This is a genomic window from Citrobacter sp. CK188, from assembly GCF_030333525.1.
Classification (GTDB): Bacteria; Pseudomonadota; Gammaproteobacteria; order Enterobacterales; family Enterobacteriaceae; genus Citrobacter_B; species Citrobacter_B koseri.
The window spans coordinates 18,035-32,042 of sequence record NZ_JAOWFU010000024.1 but is presented as its reverse complement, the minus strand read 5'-3'; the positions used below and the strand labels follow the sequence as shown (position 1 = coordinate 32,042).

The following is a 14,008-nucleotide window of genomic DNA, read 5'->3' as shown; positions in this document are numbered from 1 at the left end:
GGTCAAGAAGTTTGTTTTATACTCGTGTTTTTCAGTGTTCCAGCGCGATAGCGCAGACGTGTTCGAGCGTAGAAAGGTTGCTGTACAGTTCGGGCAAGGTTATTTTTTTTCTGATCACAACCTTAAGGTTGACCTCTATTTTTCCCTTTTTTACATCGCGGATAGTAATGGTCTCAATAATGCTTTTTTGCTGATTAATACTTTCTACCAGCGTTTGTAGCCCTGATTTTTCGTCAAGAATAATGCGGATTTTTACTTTGCCGGGGAGCTGGTTTTTTGTTTGTAAAAAGATCACAAAATAACTGAGCTTTATAGCCAGCAGAAATAACCCTGTGGCAAGCAGGGCATGAAGATAAAAACCGGCTCCGCTGGTAATTCCTATGCCAGCAGAAGCCCAGACGATGGCTGCGGTTGTTAGCCCGGATATCGCATCATCATGGCGATGGAGGATAACCCCGGCACCGAGAAAACCCACGCCACTGATGATTTGTGCGGCCAGGCGCATAGGATCGCTACGGATATTCATTGAAATCTCAGCGTAATACTCCGCTGATTGAATCGAAACAATGGTCAGGGCACAACTGGCTACTGAAATAATCACACATGTTTTAAACCCGACAGGCTTTCCCTTTGATTCTCTTTCAAGACCGATGATTCCTCCCAGGAAAAAAGCGACGCAAATTTTGCATAATGTAATTAAAATTGGTTCTCCTTCACCAGAGAGGATGAGTGCTAACGTATTCATTTTTCCTCCAGAAAAACATAACCTTACACACTGCGCGAATACCTTCTTTTTCTGTGCAGCATCGCTATGCGCCGTAGCGATGGATGTAGTGTTCAATCAGCGAAAGAAGTTGATGGTTATCGATAGTCTGTAGAATTTTTATCATCGTGCCTTTGGGCTCGGGTATTCCCACGTCCAGGCGTAATGTGTCACGTCCATAACGACAGGTCATACCACGAGTAAGGCCTTCAAGCGAGACGTCCAGAAAGTCTTCTGTCGTTGCGGCGAGCGAGGGATCAAGCAACCAGGCGATCGTCAGAACATCGTGGATCCAGCAGCCAGGCAGATTGCGGGTCTGCATAGAGTAGGTGATCCACGGGCGAATGGTTTTCTCCAGATAGCGACCAAGAACGTTTTCTGCCGCAGCCAGACGATCCAAATCGGTATGAAGCATTTGGGTTTTTGTCGTGACATCCATCGGAACCAATGTGACCGGCGCACCGCTGGTGAGTACGGCATGAGCTGCTTCTGGATCAAGGCCAAAATTAGTGTCTTTCAGGTAGCCAGGAACATTGAATACTCCGCCCATGATCACGATATTCTTCACCGCATGAACGAGCTGCGGATAGAGCTGTAGAGCAATGGCGACGTTGGTGAGTGGGCCTGTTGCGACCAGCGTTATCTCACCGGGGTTATTGCATATCAGCTCACCTATCGCCTCAGGCGCAAGAGGCTTCGTGGCCTGGTATGCCTGCGGAACGGGGACGTCAGCCCAGAGTTGGCGTAAGCCATATTGGTCTACACCATGATCAAGCTTTTCCCGCCAGGGCTGCGGATCTTCTCTGAGCGCGCGTGCGGCGCCACGGTAGACAGAAACGGGTACACCTAATTGTTGAACGAAATCTTTGGCTACTGCATATCCGATTTCTACCGGTGTATTACCAGCCACCGTTGTGATCATCTCCAGAGAGATTTGCGGCGCGGCAATGGCGAGTGCCAGCGCGAGGCCGTCATCGATATTGGCGCCGGGAATGCCATTACCCGGATCGCAGTCGATAATCACGCGCATAGATTTATTTTTATCTGGTTTCAGGTTGTACTTCATGTCCCTGGCAGCCACACGACTCTCCCACTCGTAAAAAAAACTCAAATTCAACGCGGCGAACTTCTCCATCCCAGTTTTTCAACATATCAATTGCCGCACGAGCCATTTTATCGACAGGCTGTCGGACGGCGGTCAGGGAAGGTACGTTGTAAGCCGATTCTTGTGTTGCGTTAAAGCAGACCAGCGCCACATCCTGTGGAACGCGTAATCCTTGTTCTGCCAGAGCGCGTAAACAGCCAAGCGCCTGCTGTTCGTTGGTTGCGAACAGCGCGCGCGGTGGTTTACCTTGTAACATGCGTTTTGTCGCCTCGTAACCTCCGGCGCGGGTATAGTTAGTCGAAAAGATCCAGGAGGGGTTGATAATTAGCGATGACTCTTCCAGCGCTAGCTGCCATCCCCGGATACGATCCTGGGTGTTCAACATTTCACGCGGACCACAAATAATGCCAATATCGCGGTAACCGTGATCAATCAGATGCTTCGTCACCTGCCAGGCCGCCAGTTGTTCATCTACCTGAATAACACTGACATTCAACCCAGGGTCCACGCGATCCAGCATGACGCAGGGGGTTCCGCTCTCCTGAATCAGCTCAATATAGGGATGCCGGTCAACACTGGTATAGATAAGCCCGTCGACCTGACGGTTTAGCATATTGTTAATCAGTTCACGCTCACGTCCGCTGTTGTCGCCCGCATCGCCCAGCAGGAGCACTTTCCCATCAGAAAATGCTTCACGTTGCAGGGCATGCGCCATTGAGGCGATAAACGGGTTAGAGATGTCTGGCGCAATGAGTCCATAGGTTTGCGTGCTGCCTGAAGCCAGGGCGCGCGCTATACCATTAGGTCGATAACCGGTTTTTTTTATGGCCTGCAATACGCGCTGTCGGGTCGCTTCGGCGACGGGGCGCGGACCGTTATTAATAACGTAACTGACAACAGCGACAGATGTTCCCGCTTCTTTTGCAACATCAGAACGTGTTACGCGTTGTGAATGTGATTGGGTCACAAGGCACCTACCTGATTGAGTTCAGAGTGATCTTTTTTCCAGACAGCATAAGGCGTTATGACCCAAAAATCTTTGGTAAAGAACGCGCACCTCACGTTCTCTGGCCTCAAATTGCATCCTCGGGCAAGTTGAGATCCCGCCCACGAGTCTCTGGCGCGAAGAAAGTCGTCACCAGCCCAATTGCGGCCATCAGGGTGAAATAGACGGCGATAGGCCACCAGTGTCCGTAAAATGAGAGCAGCGCCGAGGCGACAAGTGGCGCCGTACCGCCAGACATAATGGACCCCAGCTCTTTTGCGAAAGCCATTTTAGTATAACGGTTGGTCACACCGAAAAGCTCAACGCCCCATGCAGCCTGAACACCGAAAATGCCCAGTGAAGCGAGCCCCATTCCGGTAATGATCGTCGGGATAACAATCCACGGTTCACGAGAATCCAGCAGCATGAATGCCGGAAATGCGTACAGAATCAGTAGCAGACAGAACCAACGGTAAGTGATACGTCTGCCAAATCGGTCAGAAAGCCAACCCGCCAGCGGAATAATGGCAAATCCCAGAATAGAGGCGATAAATACCGCAACAGTAGGGACAGATTTATCAACCATCAGCACTTTGGCAACATAGCCAATGATGAATCCCTGGGCCAGATAGGAGGGGCCATTTTCGCCGATGCGTAATCCGACCATGGTCCAGAATGCTCTGGTGCGTTGCCAGAAGCTACGGGTGTCATACTGTTGCATCTCCTGACCCTGGCGAAGCGCATTCTCTCGCTCGGCTTGCAGGAGTGCTTTTTGACGCTCAAAGACGGGCGTTTCACGCATATGGCGGCGAATAAACAGTGCGGCGGCGGCGATGAGGAAGCTGCAAAGAAAAGGGATGCGCCATCCCCAGCTTAGCAAGGCGTCTTTATCCATTTGCAGTACGATGAGCCAGACTAAAGAAGCCAGCAATGTTCCGCTATTTGAGCCCAGAGCGATAATTGAGGAGACCATTCCGCGATGCTTAACTGGGGCATATTCACCGAGCATGACGGTGCCGCCTGAAAGCTCTGCCCCGGCGCCCAGCCCCTGGGAAAATCGTAAGATGACCAGGCATACCGGCGCCCAAACGCCAATCTGGGCGTAGCTGGGAATTAAACCGATCAACATGGTCGACATGCCCATTAACCCGATAGTGATAACCATGACAGTCTTCCGGCCATGACGGTCGCCTATCCAGCCGAACAACAGCGCGCCGATGGGGCGTGCTATAAACCCGACAGAATAGGCGGCGAAGCTGGAAAGTAGCGCCATAACTGGTGTGGCTTCAGGAAAAAAGACGTCGCCAAAGATAATGCCTGCGGCGAGGCCATACAGCGCAAAATCGGCATATTCCATTGTCGTGCCTAACCAGCAGGAAAATGTCGCTCGCCAGAATTCGCGGCGCCCCTCGGGGGTTTCCAGTCGTTCCTGAGCTGCCTGTTGGCCGTCCGTCAGGGGAACAGAGGATGAATGCGTGTTCATAAGAACTCCTTGAAGTTAGCTGTCGACATAAGTCGCAGGTTTATACTCTTCATGTTCTACTCGCGTAGATATTATATTTTTACCGCAGATTAATAAATCTACCCGCGTAGAATGACCAGTTGAAAGAGTCAGAATTGAGAAAGCGATCACTTATAACAGGCAATTGTTACAGAAAATGGAGCATCAGCATTCGATGCTCCGCAAGTTTTACCGATCGAGGACGATCAGCGGTGAGAGATTTGATGGATCGTTTAAAACCGTGATATCCGCGCCGTAAAGCGTTTTCAGCGCCTGTTGTTTCAGCACCTCCTGCGGCCTGCCGTTATCAATAAGGCGGCCGTTTGCCATCAGCACCACCCGGTCGGCATAGCGTGCGGCAAGATTGAGATCGTGCAGCACGCAGCAGACGTTGAACTGCCGTTCACGCACCAGTTGGCGCAGCAGACGGAAAAGATGCTGCTGGTGGTGAATATCCAGCGCGGAGGTGGGTTCATCCAGAAACAGCCATTTGGGCGAGGGCTCGGGTTCCCAGAGCTGAACCAGCAGGCGCGCCAGCTGTACCCGCTGCTGTTCGCCGCCCGATAACTGCCGGTAATCACGCGAGGCCAGCTGGCTGCAATCGCACAACGCCATGATGTGCTCGGTTTCATCGCGTGGATTATGCGTCCGATGAGGATGCCTGCCCATGCGAATGACTTCCCGAACGCTGAACGGGAACGCCATGTGGCTGTTCTGGCGCATTACCGCGCGGGTCTTCGCCAGTTCCGTCAGCGGCCATTCGGTCAGCGGCTTGCCCAGAAGCGTACAGCGACCAGAGTCGGGCTTCAGATACCCGGTAAGCTGGCGCAGCAGCGTGGATTTCCCGGCGCCATTCGGCCCTAAAATAGCGACGATTTCACCACCAGGCAGAGTCAGCGAAACATTGTCCGTTAAACGGCGTCCATGAATGCTGTAAACCAGATTTTGGGCATCAATCATACCACCCTCCGGCTGTTCAGAATGAGCCACAGGAACCAGGGGCCGCCAATCAGGCTGGTCAGAAGGCCGACCGGCATCTCCGCAGGCTGTACCAGCGTGCGTGCCAGCGTGTCGGCAACCAGGAGCAAACATGCCCCTGCAAGTGTAGAGCAGGGAATGAGCCAGCGATGGTCTGCGCCGATGATCATGCGAATTAAATGAGGAACCACCAGACCGATAAAGCCAATCACGCCGCTTACCGAAACGGCTGCGCCCACCAGCAGGGAGCTGAGCAACAACAGCTGCTGACGTTTACGCTTTACGTTTACCCCCAGATAGTGCGCCTCTTCATCCCCTAATTGCAGCAGGTTTAGCGTCCCGGAAAGACAGGCGGTGGCGGTGATGGCGGGCAGCGCGAACGAACTGGCCACCAGTAGCGTCGGCCACTGCGCCTGACCGAGGCTGCCCATCATCCATAGCGTCAACTGACGTAATTGCTGTTCGTCGCCAACATAGCTCAGTATGCCGATAGCCGCCCCGCACAGCGCATTAATCGCAATCCCGGCCAGCAGCAGTTGCATCATGCCGCCGTGAGCGTGGCGCAGGCTGATCAGAAAAATAACCGCGCAGACCACCACGCTGCCGGCGACGGCAAAGATCATCTGTTCATAGAGCGCCAGAACGACGGGAAACGAAAGAGGGAAAACGATCGCGACGCCGACCATTAACGCGGAGCCGCTGCTGACGCCGAGCAACCCCGGATCGGCCATCGGGTTGCGAAAAAGTCCCTGCATGATCACGCCCGCCGTCGCCAGCGCGCTGCCAACCAGCACGGCCAACAGAACGCGGGGCAAACGGATGTTCAGCCAGATATCCCGGTACTCTTCGTTAAACAGCGCGCTGAAGCTGATGTTCAGCGCCCCCTGGCTGGCGCCGAACAGCACCAGTGCGATCAGCAAGAGTGAAAGCCCCGTCAATACACTGAGGGAAGAGAGTGAATCCTTGAACACTCGAATCTCCATAACGTCATTGCGGCGCGGATCTCCGCGCCGCGAGGGGATCACACCGGCTTTAGTTCAGGCTCAACCAGACTGTAGATCTGATTGTTAAGCGCAGGCGCGCAGGCCAGTTCATGAATATGGGCGGCGACATCCGCACGCATCACAAACCCGTGGCACTCCTGTCCCTGGTAGCGCTGCGCTTTACCTGTCGCATCGCCATTCAGTAAACCGCCTGGCCGCAGGATGGCATAATCCAGTTGACTGGTTTGCAGCCAACTTTCCGCCAGCGTTTTTTCCCGCACGGCCTGGCCGAATGCGGCTTTCGCGCGAGGGGATAAAAATGCCCAACTGTCGCCGCATCCCAGCGACGTCACCAGAATCATGCGTTTGATGCCCACTTTTTCCGCTTCATCAATAACGGTTCTGTGCGCCAGATAATCCTGGTTTCCCCCCATTGATGAAATGACAAGCGCCTCCGGCCCTGCGGCATGGCAGGCGCAGGACACGATGCTTGCGTCGCAGGCATCGCCAATAAATACCTGAACGCCTTTGCTTTGCAAAAGGGCCGCGGTTTCCGGGTGACGAATCACGGCAACGACCGGGTGCTGTTGCGCCAGCGCGAGTTCAAGCGTTCTTGCACCCACGCCCGTACCGCCTGCACCGAAAAGTAACCACGGCGTCATCAGGCGTTTTCCTTCAGAGAGGAGGCCAGGGTGCGGAAGGCGTCAACCTGTTCGCCCAGTAGCTGACGATGCTCGTCGCGACCGAGGAAGACTTTAAACATGGCGCTGCCCGCCTGGTTGAGGAACAGAATAGACGCGGTGTCCATGCCCATAAACTTGCGTTCCACTAAGGCGATGTGCGTGCAGTTTTCCGCTTTGATATGGCCGGTCATGCCTTTTTTACCGCGCAGATTGAAATAACCGTGACGATGGAAGCCGGAGGGCAGTTCACCGGTAAATTCGAGAATGACATCGGCGGTGTGCACCAGGGTTGTGACTTTGCCCCATTCGCTGACGGTGTCCCAGACGGTATCGAATTTATCGCCGCTGACCAGGGTATGAGAGGGCAGGTTTTTGACTACGTCTAAAAGCGTGGTGTTGTACTGTGCGGCGATCGCTTCCAGCGTTCCGTCCGGCTCAGTGCGCAAAAAATCCTGTAAAGAGACATGGCTCATAAGTTACTCCTTTTATGGTTTATCTACCGCGATGCGCGGTGCGTTAAGTTCCTGAATCAGCTCGTCAAGAGACTGCAAAATATTGCTTGCCCAGAAGCGTCCTTCGTTGGTCAGACGCAGGCAGGTTGACGCATCGCGGGTCAGCCCCGCGTTGTGCCATTGGGTCAGTAACGGAATCAGTTGCTCCGCGTGAGGCGTCAGCTCATCAAGCGGTACGCGCGCTGTTTCAATCCCCGCCTGTAACGTATGGCGCCACTGAAAGCCGCGTTCGGCGGTACGCATCATCATCATTAACGGCTTTTTCCCGGCGGCGATAGTTTCATGCCAGGTGGAAAGGTTTCTCTCCACCATCCAGGAGTAGCCGTTGACCGAACCGCCTGCGCCGGAGCCGAAGGCGAGGCAGTCAGCGCCTTGCTTGATCAGCAGGTTGTACAGGTTGCGTTCTCGGGTGGTACGCGCCCAGTGGCTGTTGCTGATGCAGCGCCAGCCCGCGCTATCCATAAAATCGCAGCCCTGAAGGTAGAGGTCGCGACGCGCTGAGGGGGAAGGAACGGTCGTCCGGCCACTTTCAACCGCTTTACCGAGCGGCGTATTGGGAAGCAAATTCAGCGCATACAGATCGATCCCATCCAGCCCGATATCGCGGGCTATCGCCAGATCTTCACCCCACAGGGCGGCATCCTGACCGGGCAGGCCGAACAGCAGATCGCACACCACGGCGGCGCGATCCCGCCGCACCAGGCCGTTCATAAAGGCGATGGCGGTTGGGCCGTCCGAGGTGCGCGCCATTTTCTTGCGGATCTTGCTATTGAAAGACTGAATGCCGATAGAAAACCGATTGGCGCCCGCATCAAGACAGGCATCAACGCGGGCATCATCAAAGTTGAGTACCCGACCTTCGATAGTGATTTCGCAATCCGGCGCCAGCGGCAGTTTTTCACGCAGCGTGGTGATGATCCTGGCCAGATCCCTGGCCGACAGCGCAGACGGCGTTCCACCGCCGAAATACACCGCATGAATGGGTGCTGACTGGTGCAGCGTGCTGTCGGCTTCCATCTCTATTTCACGTAGCAGAGCGTCGGTATAGCGTGCGCAGTGATCCTCTTCAAAGCGGTTCTGATAAAAACCGCAGAAAGTACAGTGGGTTGCGCAAAAAGGGATATGTAAATACACCAGTCTTTTGCGCGGTGGAACGGTCTGGCTGATGACGTTCTGCCAGGTTTGCGACAATTGCTCTTTTGCAACAGGAATCGCACCACGCCACGGCATTGTGGCCCGACGATCCTTAAAGGGCTGGTTCCCCTCCAGCGCAAAATGTGGAGTGAGATCCAGCGTGTGTTGAGTATTCATAATTGTAATGCCAAATCCATTTAATGAGGCCAGAGTTGCTGGTGCAGAGTTTCAACGGCGTCAGCGACGCGGGGACCCATCCCCAGAATCAACGCCTGATCAATGGCGACGATCCGCTGATTTTTCCAGGCGGAGGTATGGGTGATACCGGCAATGGCGCGCAGGCGATTGATGTCGCCCTCGACCATCTGTGATGTCACAACAATCACCTGCGGATTTGCCGCAATCAGCGATTCCGCGCTGTAACTTTTATATTGCGCATGCTGGGCGACATTCTGCGCGCCAGCGAGGGTCAGAATCGCGTCAGCGACGCTGCCCTTACCGGCGATCTGCGGGGCGCTGCCCCCCGCAGAAAGAATAAACATCGCCTTAACCGGCGCGCCTTTCGCCTTCACGCTGTCCTGCACACGATCCAGCCGCTGGCGAATGTGGTTAACCAGCGCGTCGCCCTGCTCAGGAACCTGGAGTGTGTTCGCCAGGGCATGAATATTGGCGTACATCTGGTCAACGGTGGCCGGAACGCGCGGCAGGGTGACAACGTTGACTTTTTGGGTGCGCAACTGCTCCAACACAATATGCGGGCCCGCGTCCTGCCAGGTGATAAAGCTGTCCGGGCGCAGCGATAAAATGCCTTCACTGTTCAGTTGCTTCCAGTAGCCAATATGCGGCAGTGCAGCGGTTTCGGGGGGATAAGAGGTGGTTTCATCCACCCCGACAACGCGATCGCCGATGCCCATCGCAAAAATAAGCTCGCTGAGAGAACCGCCCGCCACCACCAGTCGTTCGGCCGCCTGCACGCTGAAGGCGCTAACCAGCGCCAGTAAGCCAATGACAAGTCTCTTCATCGTCAGAAATTCCACGCAAAACCAATCGCTGCGTTAAAGCCCGCCGCTGGAATGGATTCATGAGCGGTCTGGTAACGTTTATCGGTCAGGTTGTTCAGCGCCAGATTGACCTGATACTGATCCTGCGGACCAAACTCAGTATTAAAGGCGAGGTTAAGCGTCGCCCAGCCCGGGTAGCGAATTTCAGTCTCTCCCGTGTTGTCTTTGGCGCTGGATGCCGCACGGATGAAGAGATCGGAAGTGATATTCGCGGCATTGAGCAGCAGCGTGTGTTTCAGACCTGCGCGGCCTGTCAGCATCGGTTCGCCGGTATCCCAGGTTTTCTGCACGTCGCCTTCATACTGACGACGAATCAGGTTGCCGCTCAGATAAGGCGATACGGCCCAGGCGTTGTATTCCGCCGTCAGCTCCATCCCCCAGGTTTTGGCGCGGTCGATGTTGTCGTAGTAGTAGGATGAGGTGCTGCTGCCATTACAAATCGCTTGCCCTGAACAGGCGAGACTGGCGATATAGTCTTTGGCTTCGGAGTAGTAAATCGCCCCGTCAATCAGCCACATATTGCCTTTGTAACGCGCACCCAGTTCATAGTTATTGGAGTGCTCAGCCTTCAGGTCAGGATTGCCATAGGTGATTCTGCCGCCCGCAGACGTTTGCATAAACAACTGAACCAGCGTCGGGAAGACATATCCCTGAGCATAGGCTGCGCGTAGCTCAAGATTATCAAAACCGGAGTAACGCAGGCTGGTTGAGGTGACTAACTCATCGTCATGCGCTGACTTTCCACCGGATGACTGCCAGGTTGTGCCGCTCAGACTGTCGCTACGGTTCAGTTTAGAAGAGAGCCAGTACTGACGTGCGCCGACGGTCCAGGTCCAGTCATCGGCAAAACGCCAGTCGTTTTGCGCAAATATTGAGGCGTTACCTTGTTCAGCCTCAATATGTGACAGGGTATTGGTCTGGATATCGAAGACGCCGGTTGCCGCTGTCTGACGCGTGCTGCTATTGGTGTCCTGCTTCACTTTGTCGTGCTGATACTGCGTCCCGATAACCAGCTCGTTGTTCGCTGGCAGTGAGAAGTTGCTCTGTAACGTCACACCCTGCGTGTACTGTTTATCATTGGTGTTGGTCTGATTGCTGACTGTCAGCGCCTGAATCATCGGGCTTGGGATGACCTGGGTGGTTTTTACCCGATTCTCAAATTTACGCTCAATGGTCTGGCTGTAAGCGTCGAGGTGGATTTTTTTCAGGTAATCGCCATCGGCATCATAGTCATAGAAAACGCCGACCTTTTCGCGTTCCAGTTTCGGAATACGGACGCTGAATTCGTCATACTGGTTATCCGCATCGCTAATCCAGGTTTGGGTAGACGTTTTGTAGCGATCGAGTGATAGTCCAAATTTATGGCGATCGAGATTGTAGCCAAGCCAGACGCCCTGGCTGTTGTTGCGGAAATTGGTGTTGGGCAATCTGCCGTCAGGCGTGTCGCGGTTGCCCTGATCGGAATAACTGCCGTTAATGCGGTAGTCGAAGTTGCCGATGCTGCCCCAGGCGGCGGCCGACTCCTCCCAGCCTGCGGTCGCGGAGTTGTAAACGGCTTTGACGCTTCCGCCAAGCGGCTTATCGCCGCCTTTTTTCGTAATAAAGTTCACCACGCCGCCAATGGCCTGCGAGCCATAGAGCACCGAGTAGGGGCCTTTAACGATTTCAATACGCTCAAGCGACGATTCATCAATGAGCAAGCCGGCGCCGTAGTTTTGCCCGGCGCGCTGATAGCTGACGACCTGGCCGTCAATCAAAATTAATACGCGTGAAGAGGCTTCGCCGCGAATGCGGATCTGTTTGCGTCCTGCCAGAGAGTTATCAGTAACCTCAACGCCGGGGATGTCCTGTAGGTCGTCCGCAATCGACACGCTGGTGGAATTCTGTATGGCCTGGCGGTCGATAACCTGAATCGTGGCCGGGCTTTCCCAAAGGCTACTTTCTGAGCGGTTAGCGGTGACGATTAACGTGTCGTCATCCGATACTTTATGATGTTGTGCTGTAGTTGTCGTAGCTGCTGAAACAGCACCTGAAACGCATAATGTCAGGGCCGAAAGAATAAATGGCCGTTGGCTAATCCGTGGCAACATGTGAGAACCTTTATGAGTATGTAAATGATCATCATTATCATTCGCGTTTATATAGAAGATGTATCCACAAGTTCAAGGTTGAAAGGTGTATAATTAATGCACCTTTGATCTGTATCAATATGTTGCAAGCAAGACAACCATAAGTGTGAGCGAGATCGCACATAACAGTAGGATTGCTAAGGATTTATTGCACAGGCGCCAGGGGCATTCCACCCCGTGATAGCATGGGGGCGATGTGGGTTATAATGAGCTTCGGCATCAACATGCTCTGCGGGGGGGGAGATGTGAATATTAGCGATGTTGCGAAAAAAACAGGCTTAACCAGCAAGGCTATTCGATTTTATGAAGAGAAAGGGCTGGTGACGCCGCCGCTGCGCAGTGAAAACGGATACCGCACTTACAGCCAGCAGCATTTAAACGAGTTAACGCTGTTGCGTCAGGCGCGTCAGGTCGGTTTTAACCTGGAAGAGTGCGGTGAACTGGTGAATTTGTTTAACGATCCGGGGCGCCATAGCGCAGATGTGAAAAAACGTACGCTGGAAAAGGTCGCTGAGATTGAACGCCACATCAGCGAATTGCAGGCTATGCGCACGCAATTACTGACCCTGGCGGAGTCATGCCCGGGTAATGACAGCGCCGATTGCCCGATCATTGATAATCTTTCTGGCTGCTGTCATCACAAAGGTAAAGCCCGCCGTTGATCACACGGCCTTAATGCGCAACGTTATCCCTTCGATGGCAATCACCTCCACCTGCGTTCCGGCGCTCAGATCCGCGTCGGCGCTGACGGGCCAGGAGCTGTCGCCGACGCGCATGTGGCCGCGTCCGTTGACCAGCGCGGTTTCCAGAATAAAGCGGTGGCCTACCAGCTGTTTCCCGCGTTGATTGAGGTGACTGTCAGCCGGTTTTTGCTCACGCACGCGCCGTGCCAGCCACTTCCACCACAGCCAGGCCGCCAGCAGCGTCAATACGGCGAACATAACGCCTTGCCACTCCCAGCCGAGCGGCACCAGCCAGACCACCAGGCCAGTAATCACGGCGGCGACACCGCTCCACAGCAGGTAGCCGTTCCCTCCCAGCATCTCGGCGGCCAGCAGTAGCCCACCAAGACTCAGCCAGAAAATATGCGGGTGAACCAGAATCATCGCTATCATGATTTGTTCCGTTCGCTGGTGCTGTCCTTGATAAGTTCGGTGATCCCGGCAATGGAGCCCATCAGACTGCTGGCGTCCAGCGGCATCATGACAACCTTACTGTTGCCCGACGAACCAATCTGCTGCAACGCTTCGGTGTATTTCTGCGCCACGAAGTAGTTCACCGCCTGAATATCCCCGGCGGCGATCGCTTCAGAGACCATCTGGGTGGCGCGGGCTTCCGCTTCGGCGGAACGTTCACGCGCTTCAGCCTGTAAGAAGGCAGACTGGCGTTCGCCTTCCGCTTTCAGGATCTGCGACTGTTTTTCACCCTCAGCTTTCAGAATTTCAGCCTGGCGCACCCCTTCCGCTTCCAGAATGTAGGCGCGTTTGGTACGTTCTGCTTTCATCTGGGCGTTCATGGATGAAATCAATTCCGCCGGTGGACGAACATCGCGGATCTCAATACGCGTAACCTTGACGCCCCAGGGATTGGTGGCCTCATCGACAATGTGCAGCAGGCGCGTGTTGATGCTGTCGCGCTGGGAAAGCATTTCATCCAGCTCCATTGACCCCAGTACGGTACGGATGTTGGTCATGGTGAGGTTGATAATGGCCAGCTCAAGATTGCTGACTTCATAGGCCGCGCGCGGAGCGTCGATAACCTGAATAAAGCACACTGCGTCAATGGTGACGTTGGCGTTATCTTTTGAGATAACCTCCTGCGACGGGATATCGAGTACCTGTTCCATCATATTGATCTTGCGACCAATTCTGTCCATAAACGGCACCACCAGGCTCAGGCCTGGTTGCAGGGTTTTGGTGTAACGGCCAAAACGCTCCACGGTCCACTGGTATCCCTGTGGGACAATTTTGACGCCTGCGCCGACTATCACCAACGCCACGAAAATGAGAATAGGGATAAAAATAAGCATTGATAAACCTCCTGTCGTGCTGTCCATGTAAAAAAACGGTCTTTGCGGTCTGTTTAATCAAATTATACCCGATTAATCAAAGTGAGTTCCCCTCTTATAAATTACAGGGATACACTGTTTACTTTAAAGATGTGAAAAATGGATG

The 14,008-nt window shown here is 54.1% G+C and carries 14 protein-coding genes; 1 reads left to right on the top strand and 13 read right to left on the bottom strand.

Translation table 11 applies throughout. The annotated features are described in order from the left end of the window. Positions 1 to 31: 31 nt before the first annotated feature. The 11 genes from OGV67_RS02845 to OGV67_RS02795 all read right to left on the bottom strand — a co-directional run bounded on the left by OGV67_RS02845 (position 32) and on the right by OGV67_RS02795 (position 11,795). Complete coding sequence (locus OGV67_RS02845) at positions 32 to 745, bottom strand: MgtC/SapB family protein (RefSeq protein ID WP_047458375.1); 714 nt, start codon at positions 743 to 745, stop codon at positions 32 to 34. Between the two features lie 64 nt (positions 746 to 809). Next, positions 810 to 1,793: a nucleoside hydrolase gene (locus OGV67_RS02840; protein ID WP_111925761.1), complete on the bottom strand. Its 984-nt coding sequence runs from the start codon at positions 1,791 to 1,793 to the stop codon at positions 810 to 812. A 10-nt stretch (positions 1,794 to 1,803) separates the two neighbouring features. Beyond that, positions 1,804 to 2,835 carry a LacI family DNA-binding transcriptional regulator gene (locus tag OGV67_RS02835; RefSeq protein WP_071259872.1) on the bottom strand — a complete coding sequence of 344 codons (1,032 nt, stop codon included), beginning with the start codon at positions 2,833 to 2,835 and terminating at the stop codon, positions 1,804 to 1,806. 106 nt (positions 2,836 to 2,941) lie between these two features. Next, positions 2,942 to 4,336 carry an MFS transporter gene (locus tag OGV67_RS02830; RefSeq protein ID WP_115614999.1) on the bottom strand — a complete coding sequence of 465 codons (1,395 nt, stop codon included), beginning with the start codon at positions 4,334 to 4,336 and terminating at the stop codon, positions 2,942 to 2,944. Between the two features lie 207 nt (positions 4,337 to 4,543). Continuing rightward, on the bottom strand, positions 4,544 to 5,314 hold the full coding sequence (locus OGV67_RS02825) for a heme ABC transporter ATP-binding protein (RefSeq protein ID WP_012133486.1): 771 nt from the start codon (positions 5,312 to 5,314) through the stop codon (positions 4,544 to 4,546). Continuing rightward, positions 5,311 to 6,303, bottom strand: coding sequence for a FecCD family ABC transporter permease (locus OGV67_RS02820; protein ID WP_115614998.1), 993 nt, complete (start codon positions 6,301 to 6,303; stop codon positions 5,311 to 5,313). The genes OGV67_RS02825 and OGV67_RS02820 overlap by 4 nt, the downstream gene beginning before the upstream one ends. A gap of 50 nt (positions 6,304 to 6,353) precedes the next feature. Further along, on the bottom strand, positions 6,354 to 6,977 hold the full coding sequence (chuY, locus tag OGV67_RS02815) for an anaerobilin reductase (protein WP_115614997.1): 624 nt from the start codon (positions 6,975 to 6,977) through the stop codon (positions 6,354 to 6,356). Continuing rightward, complete coding sequence (gene hutX, locus OGV67_RS02810) at positions 6,977 to 7,471, bottom strand: heme utilization cystosolic carrier protein HutX (RefSeq protein ID WP_012133483.1); 495 nt, start codon at positions 7,469 to 7,471, stop codon at positions 6,977 to 6,979. Before hutX ends, chuY begins: the two co-directional genes overlap by 1 nt. A 12-nt stretch (positions 7,472 to 7,483) precedes the next feature. Continuing rightward, a complete protein-coding gene (gene hutW / locus OGV67_RS02805; RefSeq protein ID WP_047458361.1) occupies positions 7,484 to 8,821 on the bottom strand; it encodes a heme anaerobic degradation radical SAM methyltransferase ChuW/HutW in 1,338 nt (445 codons plus the stop codon). A 20-nt stretch (positions 8,822 to 8,841) separates the two neighbouring features. After that, positions 8,842 to 9,666 (bottom strand): heme/hemin ABC transporter substrate-binding protein, encoded by an 825-nt coding sequence (locus tag OGV67_RS02800; RefSeq protein ID WP_049010046.1) that lies wholly within the window; start codon positions 9,664 to 9,666, stop codon positions 8,842 to 8,844. Between the two features lie 2 nt (positions 9,667 to 9,668). Further along, positions 9,669 to 11,795, bottom strand: coding sequence for a TonB-dependent receptor (locus OGV67_RS02795; RefSeq protein WP_012133480.1), 2,127 nt, complete (start codon positions 11,793 to 11,795; stop codon positions 9,669 to 9,671). Between the two features lie 284 nt (positions 11,796 to 12,079). Here OGV67_RS02795 and cueR point away from each other — a divergent pair, with 284 nt between their 5' ends. After that, a complete protein-coding gene (gene cueR / locus OGV67_RS02790) occupies positions 12,080 to 12,496 on the top strand; it encodes a Cu(I)-responsive transcriptional regulator (RefSeq protein ID WP_104869161.1) in 417 nt (138 codons plus the stop codon). Here cueR and OGV67_RS02785 read toward each other — a convergent pair whose 3' ends face one another. Next, entirely contained in the window at positions 12,497 to 12,949 is a 453-nt protein-coding gene (locus OGV67_RS02785; protein ID WP_047458358.1) for an NfeD family protein, read from the bottom strand. Beyond that, positions 12,946 to 13,863, bottom strand: coding sequence for an SPFH domain-containing protein (locus tag OGV67_RS02780; RefSeq protein WP_012133477.1), 918 nt, complete (start codon positions 13,861 to 13,863; stop codon positions 12,946 to 12,948). The genes OGV67_RS02785 and OGV67_RS02780 overlap by 4 nt, the downstream gene beginning before the upstream one ends. Between the last annotated feature and the right edge of the window lie 145 nt (positions 13,864 to 14,008).